Source organism: Lelliottia jeotgali (assembly GCF_016771845.1).
In the GTDB taxonomy this organism is placed as follows: Bacteria; Pseudomonadota; Gammaproteobacteria; order Enterobacterales; family Enterobacteriaceae; genus Enterobacter; species Enterobacter jeotgali.
Genome location: NZ_JAENMQ010000003.1, coordinates 224,975 through 241,406 on the forward strand (window position 1 = coordinate 224,975; position 16,432 = coordinate 241,406).

The 16,432-nt window shown below is 52.2% G+C and carries 18 protein-coding genes; 9 read left to right on the plus strand and 9 right to left on the minus strand.

Features of this window, described 5'->3' with window-relative positions; all coding sequences use genetic code 11:
- Positions 1–138: 138 nt before the first annotated feature.
- The 5 genes from bssS to JBO43_RS09910 all read left to right on the plus strand — a co-directional run bounded on the left by bssS (position 139) and on the right by JBO43_RS09910 (position 3,209).
- Positions 139–393 carry a biofilm formation regulator BssS gene (gene bssS, locus JBO43_RS09890; protein WP_095281565.1) on the plus strand — a complete coding sequence of 85 codons (255 nt, stop codon included), beginning with the start codon at positions 139–141 and terminating at the stop codon, positions 391–393.
- A 116-nt stretch (positions 394–509) separates the two neighbouring features.
- Positions 510–1,628, plus strand: coding sequence for an N-methyl-L-tryptophan oxidase (gene solA / locus JBO43_RS09895; protein ID WP_103947993.1), 1,119 nt, complete (start codon positions 510–512; stop codon positions 1,626–1,628).
- A gap of 61 nt (positions 1,629–1,689) precedes the next feature.
- Positions 1,690–1,803 (plus strand): YceO family protein, encoded by a 114-nt coding sequence (locus tag JBO43_RS09900; RefSeq protein ID WP_103947992.1) that lies wholly within the window; start codon positions 1,690–1,692, stop codon positions 1,801–1,803.
- A gap of 262 nt (positions 1,804–2,065) precedes the next feature.
- Positions 2,066–2,632, plus strand: coding sequence for a cytochrome b (locus tag JBO43_RS09905; protein WP_202674214.1), 567 nt, complete (start codon positions 2,066–2,068; stop codon positions 2,630–2,632).
- A gap of 1 nt (position 2,633) precedes the next feature.
- Positions 2,634–3,209: a YceI family protein gene (locus tag JBO43_RS09910; RefSeq protein ID WP_202674215.1), complete on the plus strand. Its 576-nt coding sequence runs from the start codon at positions 2,634–2,636 to the stop codon at positions 3,207–3,209.
- Between the two features lie 44 nt (positions 3,210–3,253).
- Here JBO43_RS09910 and trhO read toward each other — a convergent pair whose 3' ends face one another.
- Positions 3,254–4,303: an oxygen-dependent tRNA uridine(34) hydroxylase TrhO gene (gene trhO / locus JBO43_RS09915; RefSeq protein ID WP_103947989.1), complete on the minus strand. Its 1,050-nt coding sequence runs from the start codon at positions 4,301–4,303 to the stop codon at positions 3,254–3,256.
- A gap of 220 nt (positions 4,304–4,523) precedes the next feature.
- Here trhO and JBO43_RS09920 point away from each other — a divergent pair, with 220 nt between their 5' ends.
- The 3 genes from JBO43_RS09920 to JBO43_RS09930 all read left to right on the plus strand — a co-directional run bounded on the left by JBO43_RS09920 (position 4,524) and on the right by JBO43_RS09930 (position 7,262).
- On the plus strand, positions 4,524–5,450 hold the full coding sequence (locus JBO43_RS09920; protein ID WP_095281559.1) for a Kdo(2)-lipid IV(A) acyltransferase: 927 nt from the start codon (positions 4,524–4,526) through the stop codon (positions 5,448–5,450).
- A 124-nt stretch (positions 5,451–5,574) separates the two neighbouring features.
- Entirely contained in the window at positions 5,575–6,801 is a 1,227-nt protein-coding gene (gene mdtG, locus JBO43_RS09925) for a multidrug efflux MFS transporter MdtG (protein WP_095281558.1), read from the plus strand.
- An 86-nt stretch (positions 6,802–6,887) separates the two neighbouring features.
- Positions 6,888–7,262, plus strand: coding sequence for a MysB family protein (locus JBO43_RS09930; protein ID WP_202674216.1), 375 nt, complete (start codon positions 6,888–6,890; stop codon positions 7,260–7,262).
- Positions 7,263–7,268: 6 nt separating this feature from the next.
- Here JBO43_RS09930 and JBO43_RS09935 read toward each other — a convergent pair whose 3' ends face one another.
- From JBO43_RS09935 to mdoG, 3 genes are read right to left on the minus strand one after another with little or no spacing between them, the layout of a single operon-like run.
- Complete coding sequence (locus JBO43_RS09935) at positions 7,269–7,496, minus strand: YceK/YidQ family lipoprotein (protein ID WP_095284236.1); 228 nt, start codon at positions 7,494–7,496, stop codon at positions 7,269–7,271.
- A gap of 56 nt (positions 7,497–7,552) precedes the next feature.
- The gene (gene mdoH / locus JBO43_RS09940) at positions 7,553–10,081 is read right to left on the minus strand and encodes a glucans biosynthesis glucosyltransferase MdoH (protein WP_103948663.1); all 2,529 of its coding nucleotides are present in this window, start codon (positions 10,079–10,081) and stop codon (positions 7,553–7,555) included.
- Positions 10,074–11,609, minus strand: a complete 1,536-nt coding sequence (mdoG, locus tag JBO43_RS09945; RefSeq protein ID WP_095284233.1) for a glucans biosynthesis protein MdoG — start codon at positions 11,607–11,609, stop codon at positions 10,074–10,076. Before mdoG ends, mdoH begins: the two co-directional genes overlap by 8 nt.
- Before the next feature lie 272 nt (positions 11,610–11,881).
- Here mdoG and mdoC point away from each other — a divergent pair, with 272 nt between their 5' ends.
- Entirely contained in the window at positions 11,882–13,021 is a 1,140-nt protein-coding gene (mdoC, locus tag JBO43_RS09950; protein ID WP_202674217.1) for a glucans biosynthesis protein MdoC, read from the plus strand.
- 30 nt (positions 13,022–13,051) lie between these two features.
- On the opposite strand, the gene JBO43_RS09955 is transcribed toward mdoC, so the two are convergent.
- From JBO43_RS09955 to csgA, 5 genes are all read right to left on the minus strand, one after another.
- Positions 13,052–14,539, minus strand: a complete 1,488-nt coding sequence (locus JBO43_RS09955; RefSeq protein ID WP_202674218.1) for a phospholipase D family protein — start codon at positions 14,537–14,539, stop codon at positions 13,052–13,054.
- Positions 14,472–15,014 (minus strand): O-acetyl-ADP-ribose deacetylase, encoded by a 543-nt coding sequence (gene ymdB / locus JBO43_RS09960; RefSeq protein WP_202674219.1) that lies wholly within the window; start codon positions 15,012–15,014, stop codon positions 14,472–14,474. Before ymdB ends, JBO43_RS09955 begins: the two co-directional genes overlap by 68 nt.
- A gap of 111 nt (positions 15,015–15,125) precedes the next feature.
- The gene (locus JBO43_RS09965) at positions 15,126–15,446 is read right to left on the minus strand and encodes a YmdA family protein (protein WP_202674220.1); all 321 of its coding nucleotides are present in this window, start codon (positions 15,444–15,446) and stop codon (positions 15,126–15,128) included.
- A gap of 114 nt (positions 15,447–15,560) precedes the next feature.
- On the minus strand, positions 15,561–15,884 hold the full coding sequence (csgC, locus tag JBO43_RS09970) for a curli assembly chaperone CsgC (protein ID WP_103948666.1): 324 nt from the start codon (positions 15,882–15,884) through the stop codon (positions 15,561–15,563).
- Between the two features lie 60 nt (positions 15,885–15,944).
- Entirely contained in the window at positions 15,945–16,406 is a 462-nt protein-coding gene (gene csgA / locus JBO43_RS09975; RefSeq protein WP_095281550.1) for a curli major subunit CsgA, read from the minus strand.
- Between the last annotated feature and the right edge of the window lie 26 nt (positions 16,407–16,432).

Below are 16,432 nucleotides of genomic sequence, written 5' to 3' on the forward strand. Positions count from 1 at the left end.
AAAAAGCACAAAAATGTGTTGCTGCCTGTTTATTTTCCCCTGCAGATCCCTTATTTATTGATATACTGAAGTTGCTTCAGAAAAACACGCATTGAACCTCACAGTCGTTGTCTTATCACACGTATTACGGGGGTTATGATGGAAAAGAATAATGAAGTCATCCAGACCCATCCGCTTGTTGGATGGGATATCAGTACCGTAGACAGCTACGATGCACTGATGCTGCGTTTGCACTACCAGACCCCGAATCAGCCTAGCCGTGAAGAAGCGGAAGTTGGTCAGACACTGTGGCTGACCACAGATGTTGCACGCCAGTTTATTTCTATTTTAGAGGCAGGCATTGCCAAAATAGAGTCTGGCGACTACCAGGAAAATGAGTATCGTCGGCATTAATGTTATGCCCTACATTCACTCAACAGGCACCTTAACGGTGCCTCATTTATTTCTCCCTTGAATAAGCCTTTCATCTTATTTACTCTGCAACTTAAGTCCTGGTTTAAGAGATTCTCATGAAATACGACTTGATTATTTTAGGCAGCGGCTCCGTCGGTTCTGCTGCGGGTTATTACGCCACCAAAGCTGGCTTGAACGTCCTGATGATCGATGCCCACCTTCCTCCGCACGCAGAGGGCAGCCACCACGGCGACACCCGCCTTATTCGCCACGCCTATGGTGAAGGCGAGCGCTACGTTCCGCTGGTGCTTAGAGCACAAGCGCTATGGGACGAATTATCAGCCCTGAGCGAGGATAAGATTTTTGAGCGCACGGGTGTGGTGAATCTCGGCCCTGCGCATTCGGAATTTCTGGCAAACGTCGAACATAGCGCCCGTGAGTTCAATCTGGACGTTGAGCGCCTCGATGCGAGTGCCATCTCCCAACGCTGGCCAGAAATCACTGTCCCGGCAGATTACATCGGGCTGTTTGAAGCCAACTCCGGTGTGCTGCACTGCGAAACCGCGATCAAAACCTGGGTATCCCTCGCAGAACAATCAGGCTGTGCGCAGCTGTTTAACTGCCCGGTGACCGCCATTCATCATCATGACGACGGCGTGACCGTAGATACGCCGGAAGGCCCATACACGGCTTCTCGCCTGCTGGTGAGCGCCGGAACATGGGTCACGAAGCTGATGCCTGAGTTACCGATTCAGCCAGTGCGTAAAGTCTTCTCTTGGTTCCAGGCCGATGGCCGTTTCAGTACGCAGAACAAATTCCCGGCGTTTACGGGCGAACTGCCGAACGGCGATCAGTTCTACGGCTTCCCGTCCGAGAAAGATGCGCTCAAAATTGGCAAGCATAACGGCGGGCAAATCATCTCCTCACCGGAAGAGCGCAAACCGTTTGGTGATTTACCGGGCGATGGTTCTGAGGCTTTTAGCTTCTTACGTCATGTGCTGCCGGGTGTAGGTGGGCTGCTCTACGGTGCCGCCTGCACCTACGACAACACCCCAGATGAAGATTTCATCATCGACACGCTGCCAGGCCATAGCAACACGCTGCTGATCACCGGGCTGAGCGGCCACGGGTTCAAATTTGCCTCTGTGCTGGGTGAGATAGCCGCGCAGTTTGCTCAGGGAATCGCGCCACAGTTTGATCTGACGCCCTTCTCTCTCGCGCGTTTTGGCGGATAATCTTGTCTTCAGGCTCCGACGATTCGGAGCCTTTCTTTTTATATCGTCGGTAGCAGAAATGATGCGCAGGGTTTTTGATTATCTGGTTAATAATATACGCGAGCATTTAATGCTCTATATTTTATTATGGTCCGCACTGGCAATCATCGATGTTATTTATATTGTATTTTTCTGAAAAGATGCGCTGACGATAATTGACAATACTTTATATTAACTGAAACTACCGCAAATTATTTGATAACCAACACCCACTCCGCAAGCCAGTAAAGATGTCAAAAAACCCACTTCAACCACGAATACATTGAATCAAAATGCAAAGATACAATCAAAATAACTGAAATAGAAAAATGAATAATCCTAATACTTAAATATCATTTGCAATAATATTCTTCACAGGCCATGTTTACCCTTCAAATTAATTAGAGACGGTCATCTTTATGCAACTGCGTAATTCTTCTGCACGCTATGGATTAATATCCATGCTAATGCACTGGTTAATTGCCCTCGCGGTTTATGGCATGTTCGGCTTAGGTTTGTGGATGGTGACGCTGAGCTATTACGACGGCTGGTACCATCAGGCTCCTGAACTGCACAAAAGCATTGGCATCCTGCTGATGATGACTCTGGTCGTTCGACTCGTCTGGCGCCACTTTTCTCCGCCACCTCCGCCCTTGAAAAGCTACAGCAAAATGACGCGGATTAGCGCGGCGGGTGCGCACATCGCGCTCTATGGGGTCCTGTTTGCCATTTTTATCAGCGGCTATTTGATTTCCACCGCAGACGGCAAACCGATTAGCGTATTTGGTCTTTTTGACGTTCCGGCAACTCTCACGGACGCCGGCTCTCAGGCCGATCTGGCGGGCCAGGTGCATCTATGGCTTGCCTGGGGCGTCGTGATTTTATCTGTCCTTCACGGCCTTGCGGCCCTTAAACATCATTTCATCGATAAAGACGCCACGCTCAAGCGCATGCTGGGCCGATCGTCGGTTGACTCTGGAGTATAAAATGAAAAAACACCTGCTGGGTATCGCGTTAGGTTCTCTGGTATTTGCCACCGGCTCTGCCGTGGCGGCTGATTATAAAATTGATAAAGAGGGCCAACACGCCTTCGTTAATTTCCGTATTCAGCATCTGGGCTATAGCTGGCTGTATGGCACATTTAAAGATTTCGATGGCACCTTTAGCTTCGACGAGAAGAATCCCGCAGCGGACAAAGTGAATGTGACCATTAACACGACCAGCCTGGATACTAACCATGCCGAGCGCGATAAACACCTGCGCAGCGCAGATTTCCTCAATGTGGCGAAATTCCCGCAGGCGACATTCACCTCAACGGCAGTGAAAAAGGATGGTGAAGGGCTGGATATTACCGGCAACCTGACGCTGAATGGCGTGACCAAACCGGTTACACTCGACGCAAAACTCATTGGTCAGGGTGATGATCCGTGGGGCGGCAAGCGCGCTGGCTTCGAGGCCGCGGGTAAAATCCATCTGAAAGATTTTAACATTACCACCGATTTAGGTCCGGCATCGCAGGACGTTGAGTTGATTATTTCCGTGGAAGGCGTACAGCAGAAGTAGTGCAACACTATCCCGGCTGCGCGATGCAGCCGGGATATTACGGGTTATTCCGGATCAGGAATACCGAGTTTAGTGTTCAGACGACCGCGTGATTTATTGAAGATCTTATTGCCGTTTTCACGTCCTGCGCGACGGCGGCGCTGTTCCTCTTCAGGCAACACGCTCTCTTCGCTACACAGTTCGCTACAGCATCCTCTGAATTTCTCCGCACACCTCGGACACTGAATAAACAGCAGATGGCAGCCGTCATTTTTGCAGTTCGTATGGGTGTCACAAGGCGTTCCGCACTGATGGCAATGCGCGATGATGTCTTCAGAAATACGCTCGCCCATACGCTCGTCAAAGACAAAGTTCTTACCGATAAAGCGCACCGGTAAACCCTGCTCACGCGCACGACGGGCATACTCGATAATCCCGCCTTCAATATGCCAGACTTTGTTGAAACCGCTGTGTTTCATAAAGGCACTGGCTTTTTCACAGCGAATGCCGCCGGTGCAGTACATCACAATTTTTTTATCTTTGTGTTCCTGCATCATTTCGACGGCTTTCGGCAGCTGCTCGCGGAAGGTATCAGCCGGGATTTCCAGCGCGTTCTCGAAATGCCCCACTTCGTACTCGTAGTGGTTACGCATATCGATGAACACCGCATCCGGATCGTCCAGCATGGCGTTAACTTCAGCCGCTTTCAGATACTCGCCAACATCTGCGGCGTTGAACGAGGGATCGTCAATTCCATCCGCTACGATACGTTCCCGCACTTTCATGCGCAGCACCCAGAAGGATTTCCCGTCATCGTCCAGCGCGATATTCAGGCGCAGATTGTCGAATGCCGGGTGAAAACCATAAAGAAAATCGCGGAAAGCACTGACTTTACTTTCTGGCACGCTGATCTGGGCATTGATGCCTTCATGAGCCAGGTAAACGCGGCCAAACACGCTCAGCGCTTCGAAGGATTTATACAGTGCGTCGCGGGTTTCCTGCGGCTCAGGGATAGAAAAATATTTGTAGAATGAAATCGTTACACGCGCTTCGGTTTCAGCCAGCATGCGTGCTTTCAACGTCTCATTCGAAATGCGGTTGTGTAACACTGGCATGGTGTACGGTTCCTGCAATCGTTAAGAGAAAGAAAATCGGCGGCATCATATAGCATACAATGAGAATTTACATCCCCATATTTTGCGCTACATTTTCCTCATCCAAAAAATAATGTCGCAACAATTGCTGTAAAAGCGCTCATCTGGAACTCATTCGTTTTGGTTATGGTTTTAAAAAATGCGAGAATGATTGCATAAGGACGAAAAAGACAGGAAAGACATGACCCAATTACCCAAATTTTCTATGGAGCTGCTCCACCCGCGTTACTGGCCAATCTGGTCTGGCGTCGGCCTTTTATGGTTGCTGGTTCAACTGCCCTACCCGGTGATTTATCGTGTTGGATGCGGCCTCGGTCATATCGCTCAGCGCTACATGAAACGGCGCGTCAAAATTGCGAATCGAAATCTGGAACTTTCCTTTCCAGAAATGAGTGCGCAAGAGCGCCACCGCATGATCAGGAAAAATTTCGAATCCGTCGGTATGGGTTTGATGGAAACGGGAATGGCCTGGTTCTGGTCAGACAAACGTATGGCGCGCTGGTTCGAGGTGACCGGTACGGGCATGGAACCGGTGCATACACTGCAAGCGCAAAAAACCGGCGTGCTGCTGATTGGGATTCATTTTCTCACCCTCGAAATCGGGGCACGGATGTTCGGCATGCAAGCACCGGGAATCGGCGTGTATCGCCCGAACGATAATCCGGTCATCGACCTGCTACAAACCTGGGGCCGCATGCGTTCCAATAAGAGCATGATTGATCGTAAAGACCTTAAAGGAATGATCCGCGCGCTAAAAAACGGTGAAGTGATCTGGTACGCGCCGGACCACGACTATGGTAAGCAATCCAGCGTGTTCGTCCCCTTCTTTGGCGTCGAAAAAACGGCGACCACCACCGGAACCTGGATGCTGGCGAAGATGTCAAAAGCGGCTATCGTGCCCTTCGTTCCGCGTCGTAAACCCGACGGAAAAGGCTACGAGTTAATGATGCTTGAGCCGGAATGCACACCGCCGCTCGAAGATGCAGAAACCACGGCCAGATGGATGAATGGCATCGTGGAAAAATGCATCATGCTCGCCCCTGAGCAATATATGTGGCTGCATCGTCGTTTCAAAACACGCCCAGAAGGCGAACCCTCGCGCTATTAATCGCAATGCGGTCTTTCAGGCCGCATCCACTTTTAGCTTTAAAAGCCCTTCGCATTGCAGCAATCATCACTCAGGCGCATAATTAGCAGGCTTATTACCTTCTTTTTTTGCGTTACGGATTGCTATGTCGCCCTCAGATGCCCCCATAAACTGGAAGCGTAACCTCATTGTTGTCTGGCTTGGCTGTTTTCTGACCGGTGCCGGTTTTAGCCTGGTCATGCCCTTTCTGCCCCTGTACGTCGAACACCTCGGCGTGACTGGCCATAGCGCGCTGAACATGTGGTCTGGCCTGGTGTTCAGTATCACCTTCTTGTTTTCAGCCGTCGCGTCCCCCTTCTGGGGCGGGCTTGCCGATCGTAAGGGGCGCAAGATTATGCTCCTGCGTTCGGCCCTCGGCATGGCCATCATCATGGTGCTGATGGGGCTGGCGCAAAACATCTGGCAGTTTCTGATCCTGCGTGCCCTTTTGGGATTACTGGGTGGCTTTGTGCCTAACGCTAACGCGCTGATCGCCACACAAATCCCACGTCATAAAAGCGGCTGGGCACTAGGAACGTTATCGACTGGCGCAGTCAGCGGCGCACTGTTGGGCCCGCTTGCTGGCGGCCTGATGGCCGATAGCTACGGCCTGCGTCCGGTATTCTTCATTACCGCCAGCGTCCTTTTTGCCTGCTTCCTGCTGACGGCGTTCTTTATCCGGGAAAACTTCACTCCGGTGCCAAAGAAAGAGATGCTGCATGCCCGCGATGTTATCGGCTCGCTGAAAAATCCAAAACTGGTATTAAGCCTGTTTGTCACGACGATGATTATTCAGGTGGCGACCGGTTCTATCGCCCCAATACTGACACTGTACGTTCGCGAGTTAGCGGGTAACGTCAGCAATATCGCTTTTATCAGTGGGATGATTGCCTCGGTGCCTGGTGTCGCCGCGCTGCTCAGTGCCCCGCGTCTCGGGAAACTGGGCGATCGCATCGGCCCGGAAAAAATTCTGATTGCCGCACTGATTATCTCCGTCTTGCTTCTGATCCCCATGTCGTTCGTACAGACGCCGTGGCAACTGGGCGTATTGCGCTTCCTGCTCGGTGCTGCAGACGGGGCGCTACTCCCTGCGGTGCAAACGCTGCTGGTCTACAACTCCACAAACCAAATTGCCGGACGGATCTTCAGCTATAACCAGTCTTTCCGTGATATCGGCAACGTCACAGGGCCGCTGGTTGGGGCAGGGATCTCTGCCAGTTATGGTTTCCGCGCCGTGTTTATCGTCACGGCCCTCGTTGTGCTGTTTAACGCTATTTATTCTTGGTGGAGCCTTGCCCGCGCCTCGCAGCCCGCGCTTAATGCATCCTCCTGATAACTTATTGGCGCATTCATACTTGCAAAATCAGAGAATCAGCTATTATTTCCCTGAACACCACTGCGAATCACAGGGAGAAACCGATGACCATGTATGCCACGCTGGAAGAAGCTATTGACGCCGCTCGTGAAGAATTTCTCGCTGACAATTCTGGCGTCGAAGCCGAAGATGCGGATATTCAGCAACTCAATATCCAAAAATATGTCCTGCAGGATGGCGATATTATGTGGCAGGCCGAATTCTTCGCCGACGAGGGTGAAGAAGGAGAATGTCTGCCGGTGCTGAGCGGTGAAGCCGCTCAGGCGGTTTTCGATGGTGAGTATGAAGAGATCGAACTGCGCCAGGAGTGGCTTGAAGAAAACACCCTTCACGAATGGGACGAGGGTGAGTTTCAGCTTGAACCGCCGCTGGATACCGAAGAGGGGCAAACCGCAGCGGACGAGTGGGATGAGCGTTAATTCACGCTATTCATATGGGCCGTGCTGGGCATCGATGGGCAACAACAGCGTATCGAAGACCAGCGAAAATGGCAGATCGAGGATTGTCACGTAGCGCCATGCGGAGTCGCGGACATCCCATTGCACGCCGGGATAATACTGGTTGCCATGACCCTGACCAGGAATAGTGCGGCTGATAATGCTGCCACATCCGGTCAGCATAAGCGCCATTATCACCACGATGAGTATTCTCATTAAAACCTCATGTAAAAAAATACCGGCCTTGGCCGGTATTTTCATTTTCGTTCTGCTTACTTCGCCTTCAGGGCCTGCGGATTAAGCGTTATCGTCGAGTAATAATTTACCCACGACGAATATTTCTCCGGCGCGGACCAGACGCGGTAATGTAAACGCGACATGGTCACCGGATCGCTTAACAGCACCAGACGGCGATCGCGGTTCAGTTTTTCCGGCGTTTCATTCAGCGCTTGTTCGATGTGGCGATCGCGAGCGATCTCCAGCACCTGGCTGGCGCGGTGACGGCCCGTTGCCATTGCGGTGGCTAAGGCGTTAAACGACGGATTAAAGACCGCGTGAATAAAACCATCACCCAGCGAGCGATTGCGGTTCATCTCCAGATACTTATCGGTATCCACCAGCACCTGCGGCGGGGAATACTCTTCCGGGATCAGGAACAGTTTCCAGCGTTTAGTGCGTAATCCCATCGTAGAACGACTGGAGATAACGGAGACAAACGGCGACAGGATCAGCGAGAACACAATCGGTGCCAGCCAGAACAGGAAACGTAAATCCAGCCACGCCATACCTGCAGCCCACACCAGACCCAGCAGCATTTGCGAACCATGACGCATAAAGGCTTCGCCCCACGGCGTTGAGTCATCATCACGCTGCGGTGAGTTCCAGACCACTTCCCATCCAAGGAACGCGCTAACCACAAACACGGTGTGGAACAACATGCGCACCGGAGCCAAAAGTACCGAGAACAGCACTTCGAGCAGCAGGGAAAGCGTCACGCGGCAGAAACCACCGAACTCTTTCGAGCCTTTGCACCAGATCAAAATGATGCTGAGCAGCTTAGGCAGGAACAGCAGAACCATGGTCGAGGCAAACAGCGCAATCGCCAGCTCAGGACGCCATTGCGGCCACACCGGGAACAGCTGGCGCGGTTGCAGGAAGTACTGTGGTTCAGTCAGAGCGTGCACGACCTGCAATGCCGTCGACAGCGCCAGGAACATAAACCAGAGCGGCGCAGAGAGATACGACATCACCCCGGTCAGGAACACGGCGCGGTGAACCGGGTGCATCCCTTTTACCAGGAACAGACGGAAGTTCATCAGGTTGCCGTGACACCAGCGGCGATCGCGTTTCAGTTCATCCAGCAGGTTCGGCGGCAGCTCTTCATAAGAACCCGGCAGATCGTAAGCAATCCACACCCCCCAGCCTGCACGGCGCATCAGCGCGGCTTCCACGAAGTCGTGGGACAGAATGGAACCGGCAAATGAACCTTCGCCCGGCAGCGGTGCCAGCGCACAGTGTTCGATGAACGGCTGTACACGAATAATGGCGTTGTGACCCCAGTAGTGAGATTCACCCAGCTGCCAGAAGTGCAGACCGGCAGTAAACAGCGGCCCGTAAACGCGGGTCGCAAACTGCTGACAGCGCGCGTACAAGGTGTCCATACCAGACGCTTTTGGCGATGACTGGATGATCCCGGCGTTCGGGTTCGCTTCCATCAGACGCACCAGCCCGGTCAGACACTCACCGGTCATCACGGAGTCGGCGTCCAGTACCACCATGTAGCTGTACTGATTTCCCCAGCGACGGCAGAAGTCATCGATGTTACCGCTTTTACGTTTCACACGACGGCGACGACGTCGGTAGAAGATCTGCCCTTCGCCCTGTACTTCTGCGATCAGTTCCATCCACGCTTTCTGCTCGGCAACGCAGATATCCGGGTTGTAGCTGTCGCTCAGGATGTAGACGTCGAAATGCGCCGCATTTCCGGTCGCCTTCACAGACTCCCAGGTGGCGCGCAGGCCCGCAAATACACGGTCGACGTCTTCGTTACAGATAGGCATGATCAGCGCCGTGCGGTGCTCAGGATTTAAAGCTTCATCCCCGACCGTTGACGCTGAAATGCTGTATTTGTCACGCCCCATCAGCAGTTGCAGGAAGCCCATCAGCGCGGTCCAGAAACCGGCCGAGACCCAGCAGAACAACACCGCGAAGAGGAGGAGGATCCCACTTTGCAGAATGTACGGCAGCAACTGCATGAATGAAACCCACAGATTTTGTCCCACCATATCGGCAGGATTAATCATCGCCCAGCCCTGATATGGCAGGATGGTTTTCATATACCAGGTTGCAACAACGGTTTGCGCCAGCGTCAATACCAGCAGGGTATAACGACGAATAGTGCCCACGGTACGCCATTTCTGCTCGGACGCCTGCTGTTCTTTCGTCAGGCGAGACAGATAGCGCGGTGTCACATCGCGACCGCGCAAACGATCCCAGAAGCGCCCAACCGGGTTGGTGCGCCACGGGTCCGGGAACATGGAAGAGCGCGTTGCTTTCGGCATAGCCTTCAGCTGTGTGCGCCCTTCGTCGTCTTTAATCAGTTGCCCTTCTGCCAGCGAATCCGGCCAGGCCTGCTCCAGACGCGCCTTGACTGATCCCAGTGGCGTATCGTCATCACGGGTAAACTCGTGATGATCGCCATCCAGCGCGGTATGAACCGCGCGGATGTCGCTCTTTGGCAGCGCCGCTTTTTCAATATCTGTCAGCGGCATGGCATCGATGTATTCAGATGTATTATTCATTAGCAGGTAGCTGATAGCTCCAGGTTTCACTCAGCGGCTGATCGGCATTGACCAGCGCAGCACGCATTTCAGTGGTCTGTTTTGGATCTTTCACTTTCACACGCAGGGTTAAGCGCCACCCTTTGGTCACCGGGTTGTAACGCACGGAGCTTTCAACGATTTCACCATTGTCACCAATGCTGGTTTGCGCCGTCACAGGCGTATCCGGCGTCAGTTTTTTCATATCCTGACCGGCGAAATCGACTACAAACGCCACGGTACCATCAGGCTGGCGAATGAGATTGGACTGTTTCACATCACCCGTAGAACGGCGAGTCTGCATCACATACGCGTTGTCCGGCGCATGCAGTTTGTCTTCATCACGGCTGAAGGTAATGGTGTATTTGAAGTTCATCTCTTTGCCAGCTTCCGGAAGCTGATCCGGAGTCCAGTAAGCGACGATGTTGTCGTTAGTTTCATCGTTGGTTGGGATCTCAACCAGCTCCACTTTCCCTTTGCCCCAGTCCCCTTTCGGTGTGACCCAGGCGCTTGGACGCAGATCGTAACGATCGTCGAGATCTTCAAAACGGGAGAACTGGCGACCACGCTGCAACAGACCAAAGCCCTGCGGGTTTTCCATTGCGAAGCTGCTGACCGCCAGGTGTTTCGGGTTGTTCAGCGGACGCCAGATCCACTCACCGTTGCCGGCAAGAATGGACAGACCGTTGGAATCATGGAGTTCCGGGCGGAAGTTGGTTGCCGGAGACGGCTGGTTCGGCCCAAACAGGAACATACTGGTCAGCGGTGCAACGCCCAGTTTGCCCACTTTGTCGCGCAGATAAACTTTGGACTGCACGTCAATGACCGAATCTCGGCCAGGCATGATCACAAAGCGGTAGGCACCCGTGGCACGCGGAGAGTCCAGCAGTGCGTAGATAGTCAGGCGTTTATCGGTTGGTTTTGGACGCTCAATCCAGAACTCACGAAAACGCGGGAATTCTTCACCCGACGGTAACGCCGTGTCGATAGCCAAACCGCGCGCAGACAGGCCATAAACCTGACCAGAACCGATCACGCGGAAATAGCTGGCCCCCAGCATGCTGACAATTTCGTCGTTTTTATCTTTGCTGTTGATGGGGTAAAGGACTTTGAAGCCCGCAAATCCCAAATCTTTAACCGTGTCTTTGTCGTGCTTCACATCGCCAAAATTAAAATAATCCGGGCTGTACTTGATCTTACGTACCGCAGTTGCCGTCACTTCATTAATGGCAACCGGGGTGTCGAAGTACATACCCTGATGATAAAACTCAAGCTTGAACGGGGTTTTAACGTTATTCCAGTACGCTTTGTCGTGATTGAACTGGATCTGCTGATAGTCCGCATACTTCATATCGCGGAAGACGGAGGGCAGGTTACTTTTTGGCGCCTCATAGCCTTTATCAGCCAACGATTTTGCCTGTTTTGCGACATCATCGATGGAAAAAGACCATGCAGAAGAGGTATACAGTGACAACAATACTGCAGCACCTAACCAACGCATTTTTATCATTTGTGATTTATGTTTCATAATAAGTAAGCACTTCCCCCTTTGTGTGCTTAATTCGATCCGATCCATTTTACTGGAAATTCAGGCAATCCGACAACATTATCACTGCTTTGTTCAGCGCGCTGGCTCATGGATTAAGCAATCAGAAGACCCTCTCTTCACTTTGCGTGCTTATCCTGGAGACAGGGTGTCGGTCTTGGTGTAGGGTTGGCTTCGAATGTAACCACTATTAGTCTTATGGATAAGGCGAAAAGTCTGAGAATGCACAAAGTTATATGACCAATGTACCTGTACAACGTGAATATTTCCTCGACTCGATCCGGGCATGGCTGATGCTATTGGGGATCCCTTTTCACATCTCTTTGATTTACTCCAGCCACACCTGGCATGTAAACAGTATAGAGCCCTCATGGTGGCTGACACTGTTCAACGACTTTATTCACTCCTTCCGGATGCAGGTCTTTTTCGTCATCTCAGGCTATTTCTCTTATATGCTGTTTCTGCGCTATCCCATCAAACGTTGGTGGAAAGTGCGCGTAGAGCGCGTCGGCATCCCGATGTTGACCGCCATCCCGCTGCTCACGCTGCCCCAGTTCATCATGTTGCAGTACGTCAAAGGCAAAGCGGATAACTGGCAGAATCTAACGTTCTACGAAAAATACAACACCCTGGTCTGGGAACTGGTATCACATCTGTGGTTCCTGCTAGTGCTGGTGGTGATGACCACCGTCAGTTTGTGGATTTTCAGCAAGTTACGCCGCAAACTGAGTCGACATCACGAATCGCACTTTCCCAATATAACCTGGGCGAAACTTTCCCTGCTCTTCTTAGCACTGGGAATCACCTACGGCGCGATCCGCCGTATTCTGTTTGTGGTTTATCCGCCGGTGCTCAGCGATGGGCTGTTTAACTTCGTGGTGATGCAAACCTTGTTCTACATCCCTTTCTTTATGCTCGGCGCACTGGCCTTTATCGCACCGAAGCTCAAAGAGATGTTCACCACTCCGTCGCCTTGGTGCGCTGTCGGCTCTGCGCTGGCGTTTGCCGCCTATCTGCTGAATCAGCGTTACGGCAGCGGCGATGCGTGGATGTATGAAACGGAAAGCGTGATTACCATGCTGCTGGGGCTGTGGATGGTGAATGTGGTGTTTGCGCTGGGGCATCGTCTGTTGAATTTCAAATCAACGCGTGTGACCTATTTTGTGAATGCTTCGCTGTTTATCTACCTGGTTCACCACCCGCTGACGCTCTTTTTTGGTGCATACATCACTCCGCACATTAGTTCTAATGCATTAGGCTTTTTCACTGGCCTGGTGTTTGTCGTGGGCATCGCCATTCTGCTGTATGAAGTTCATCTGCGAATTCCGCTTCTGCGTTTCCTGTTTTCCGGTAAGCCGCAAACCAAAGCGGCGTAATTCCCCTGACGCGCCGGGCTTCCGGCGCGTCTAGAGCAGCCACTCCACCGGCAGCCACCAGGCCAGACGCACCAGCACCCGCTGCCAGAAGCGCGTTTTCGGCTCTTTCTTCAGAACAATTTCTTGCCCCTCTTTTTGCTCAACCCAGTTCAAGCGTCCGAATTTATCCAGTTGGATTTGCCACGCCTCCTGCTGACGGCTTTTCAGAAAACGACGGTGGATGAGCCGCGCCAGGACTTCGCTTTCAATCACAAAGCCCATTTCGGTGTTGAGCATCGTTGAGCGCGGATCAAAATTCAGCGAACCGATAAACACTTTCTCGTTATCAATGCTGAATGTTTTGGCATGCAGACTGGAGCCAGAATTCCCCGTCAATCCTCGATCCCTCAGCCCCGGCACGAAATCTTGTGTCGGTTTCAGCTCATACAGCTCAATCCCGTGGCGCAACAGTTTTTTACGCCAGCGTGCATATCCTGCATGTACTACCGCCACGTCATTAGCCGCCAGTGAATTGGTGAGAATGGCGATTTTGACACCTTTGCGCACCATTTGCAGAAGCAGCGCCACGCCCGCGCGAGTGGGGACAAAATAGGAGGAAATAATATCGATTTGTTCGACCGGAGACCCCATCACATCAATCAGGCGCGCAGGCAGCAGGGAATGGCGTTTCGCTCGCCCTAATCCTTTACGTGGATCGTCGCTGAGCAGCCGCGTTTTAGCCCAGATGAGCGGTAAATCGCGTGCTTCAAGATGGGTGATGAACTGGCTGGATTCCAGTTTATTCAGATACCGTTGGGCAATGTCATTTTGATACCAGTCATCAGGAGGCTGGAGGCGCGATTCAATCTCTTCTTCCGACAGGTCAAGCACCTGTTTCAGAGTAGCGACACAGGCACTGGTCCAGTAGCGTTCAAAATCGTCAGCCACATCTGCCACCACCGGCCCAATGGCCATCACATCCAGATCGGTAAAAAGCGGCGCCTCTCCGGCTCCAAAATAGGCATCCCCGACATTTCGCCCACCGATGATGGTCACTTCGCCATCTACGGTGAAACTTTTATTGTGCATACGGCGATTTAATCGGGCGAAATCGGTGAGATAACCCAGCGCACGCAGCGTTCTGAAAGAGAAAGGATTAAACAGGCGAACATCAATATTGGGGTGTGAATCAAGTAAACGCAGGAATGTGTCCAGCCCCTGCGTATTATTGTCGTCCAGCAGCAATCGGACGTGGACTCCGCGCGATGCGGCGGCCAGCAGCACCGAAAACAGCAGCCGCCCCGACATGTCGTCCTCCCAGATGTAGTACTGCACATCCAGAGTTTTCTCCGCCATTTCCGCCAGCCGATAGCGGCAGGCGAAAGCGTCGAGGCTGTCATCCAGAGGCAGCAAACCGCACAGCCCCGGATGTTCGGCGTTGACGGGCGAGATCGCTCGCCCGAGCCGCGTGTTATGCGCCGAGTTCTTGTTCCCGTTGGGTAAGGAGTCGCTGGTATAGCTGGGCATTTTCTTCATCATAGCAAACAAAGTATACCCGCTCCGGCAGTGGCTTACGGGTGAGATAGTCTGAAACTGTCGCCACCGCTATCGCCGCCGCTGCGGCCTTTGGAAAACCGTAAACGCCGGTGCTAATCGCCGGAAAGGCCAGCGTTTTATAGCCATTGGCGGCAGCCAGACGCAGAGAATTCAGATACGCATCTTCAAGGCTTCTCGCTTCGTGATTTTCCCCGCCCTGCCATACCGGGCCGACGGCATGAATCACCGCTTTAGCCGGGAGATCTCCCGCAACGGTAATCACCGCATGGCCCGGCGCCAGCTCGCTCTGATGCTGACGGACAACTTTACAGGCTTCCAGCAGTTGCGGCCCGGCCGCGCGATGAATGGCTCCGTCAACGCCTCCTCCCCCCATCAGTGATGGATTGGCTGCATTGACAATGACATCCACGTGCTGCGTGGTGATATCCCCGAGAACAACTTCAATTTGCGGTTTCATATCCAACCCTCTACTACTGCCCATCTATTAATTAAGTGTATAGCAGCGGTCGGTTGGGAAGAAGAGATTGATTGGAAAAGCCCTCCGGCCCGAAGGCGGGAGAGCTGATGTTTAACGATAATCGATTTGTACAACGCCTAGTGTTTTTTCAGGGTTAATGTATTTCATGCTGACAGTGGCAATGTTCGGGTAGGGATTATTCCCCCTGAGCGCGTCCCGATAACTTACCTGAGTCGTTTGCATGCGCCCCTGATGTGGGCAAGACAGCACAAACTGATGCTGTGCAGGGGATATTTCACACGGATCTTCAACTATCGCCCCGCGAAAATGAATCACGCCGCCGTTAACTAACGTTGCTGAAAACGCCGGTGTCAGGGCCGTTGAAGCGATAATAGCTGCCGCAAAGATACATTTTACTGTGGACGCTGCCATGGTTGGCTCCTCAATGAGAGATCATCCCTGAGGGGTCATGCATTCCTTATTAACATCATAGAAACATTCATTGGGAACCGCCAAATTATCCAATATATTGATTTCGTGAATATTTCATTCGGAACCCGGCCATTGTTGCGATAAATGTAGCGATTGCCCGTCAGATACATTAACGACAATTTTTACAGAATCTTGAGGGCCGATATTTAAACTAAGCCGGGTTAAATCAATGGGCTGATTAGCGGGAATAGACAGCGTGTTGCGTTGGCTGGAGGTACTTTGTCCGCCCTGTCCCTGACGTGAAGAGATAATTTGCACCTGACACACGCAGGGCTCAGTCAATATGACCTGAGGAATAATGGTCGTCATCTCCCCCTCATGCGTTGTTTTGAACGTAATCTGACTGGAGAGTGCGGCAAGGAGTAATAAGGTGTGCATGATAAACTCCCGAAAAAAAACAGGGCAAGTGCCCTGTTTTTTTATAGTACAGATTCGATATTAGTACTGATGCGCAGTCGCGTTGTTGCCAAAACCAACCTGGTGCACAGTTACAGTTGAGCCGGAAGCTGTCTGATCGACTGCCGCGCCGTTGCCGCCGCCGAACTGTTTGACTTCCATAGTGGAGTTTTTACCATTCCACTGATCGAGGGTAGCACTGTTACCAAAGCCTTTCTGCAGCAGATCGATAGAGCTGTCATCAGAACCTTGTCCTACGTCAGCACCGTTACCGCCACCATGCTGAGTAATAGTCAGGTCAGAATTTTTCGCGTCAGATTGCAGAGCAACAGCTGAGTTACCGCCGCCGTACTGGTAAATGCTGAGAGTTGAGTTCGGGCCGCTATTATTACCGCCACCACCCCAACCGCCACCACCGCCGCCACCATATTGTGGAACCACACCAGCCAGAGCACTACCGGAAACTACGATTGCTGCAATTGCTGCCACTTTGAAAAGTTTCATCGTAAACCCCCATCGGATTGATTTAA

Coding starts and splice junctions, on each gene's coding strand:
- bssS (WP_095281565.1), top strand. CDS start 139: ATGGAAAAGAATAATGAAGTCATCCAGACCCATCCGCTTGTTGGATGG.
- solA (WP_103947993.1), top strand. CDS start 510: ATGAAATACGACTTGATTATTTTAGGCAGCGGCTCCGTCGGTTCTGCT.
- JBO43_RS09900 (WP_103947992.1), top strand. CDS start 1,690: ATGCGCAGGGTTTTTGATTATCTGGTTAATAATATACGCGAGCATTTA.
- JBO43_RS09905 (WP_202674214.1), top strand. CDS start 2,066: ATGCAACTGCGTAATTCTTCTGCACGCTATGGATTAATATCCATGCTA.
- JBO43_RS09910 (WP_202674215.1), top strand. CDS start 2,634: ATGAAAAAACACCTGCTGGGTATCGCGTTAGGTTCTCTGGTATTTGCC.
- trhO (WP_103947989.1), bottom strand. CDS start 4,303: ATGCCAGTGTTACACAACCGCATTTCGAATGAGACGTTGAAAGCACGC.
- JBO43_RS09920 (WP_095281559.1), top strand. CDS start 4,524: ATGACCCAATTACCCAAATTTTCTATGGAGCTGCTCCACCCGCGTTAC.
- mdtG (WP_095281558.1), top strand. CDS start 5,575: ATGTCGCCCTCAGATGCCCCCATAAACTGGAAGCGTAACCTCATTGTT.
- JBO43_RS09930 (WP_202674216.1), top strand. CDS start 6,888: ATGACCATGTATGCCACGCTGGAAGAAGCTATTGACGCCGCTCGTGAA.
- JBO43_RS09935 (WP_095284236.1), bottom strand. CDS start 7,496: ATGAGAATACTCATCGTGGTGATAATGGCGCTTATGCTGACCGGATGT.
- mdoH (WP_103948663.1), bottom strand. CDS start 10,081: ATGAATAATACATCTGAATACATCGATGCCATGCCGCTGACAGATATT.
- mdoG (WP_095284233.1), bottom strand. CDS start 11,609: ATGATAAAAATGCGTTGGTTAGGTGCTGCAGTATTGTTGTCACTGTAT.
- mdoC (WP_202674217.1), top strand. CDS start 11,882: ATGACCAATGTACCTGTACAACGTGAATATTTCCTCGACTCGATCCGG.
- JBO43_RS09955 (WP_202674218.1), bottom strand. CDS start 14,539: ATGATGAAGAAAATGCCCAGCTATACCAGCGACTCCTTACCCAACGGG.
- ymdB (WP_202674219.1), bottom strand. CDS start 15,014: ATGAAACCGCAAATTGAAGTTGTTCTCGGGGATATCACCACGCAGCAC.
- JBO43_RS09965 (WP_202674220.1), bottom strand. CDS start 15,446: ATGGCAGCGTCCACAGTAAAATGTATCTTTGCGGCAGCTATTATCGCT.
- csgC (WP_103948666.1), bottom strand. CDS start 15,884: ATGCACACCTTATTACTCCTTGCCGCACTCTCCAGTCAGATTACGTTC.
- csgA (WP_095281550.1), bottom strand. CDS start 16,406: ATGAAACTTTTCAAAGTGGCAGCAATTGCAGCAATCGTAGTTTCCGGT.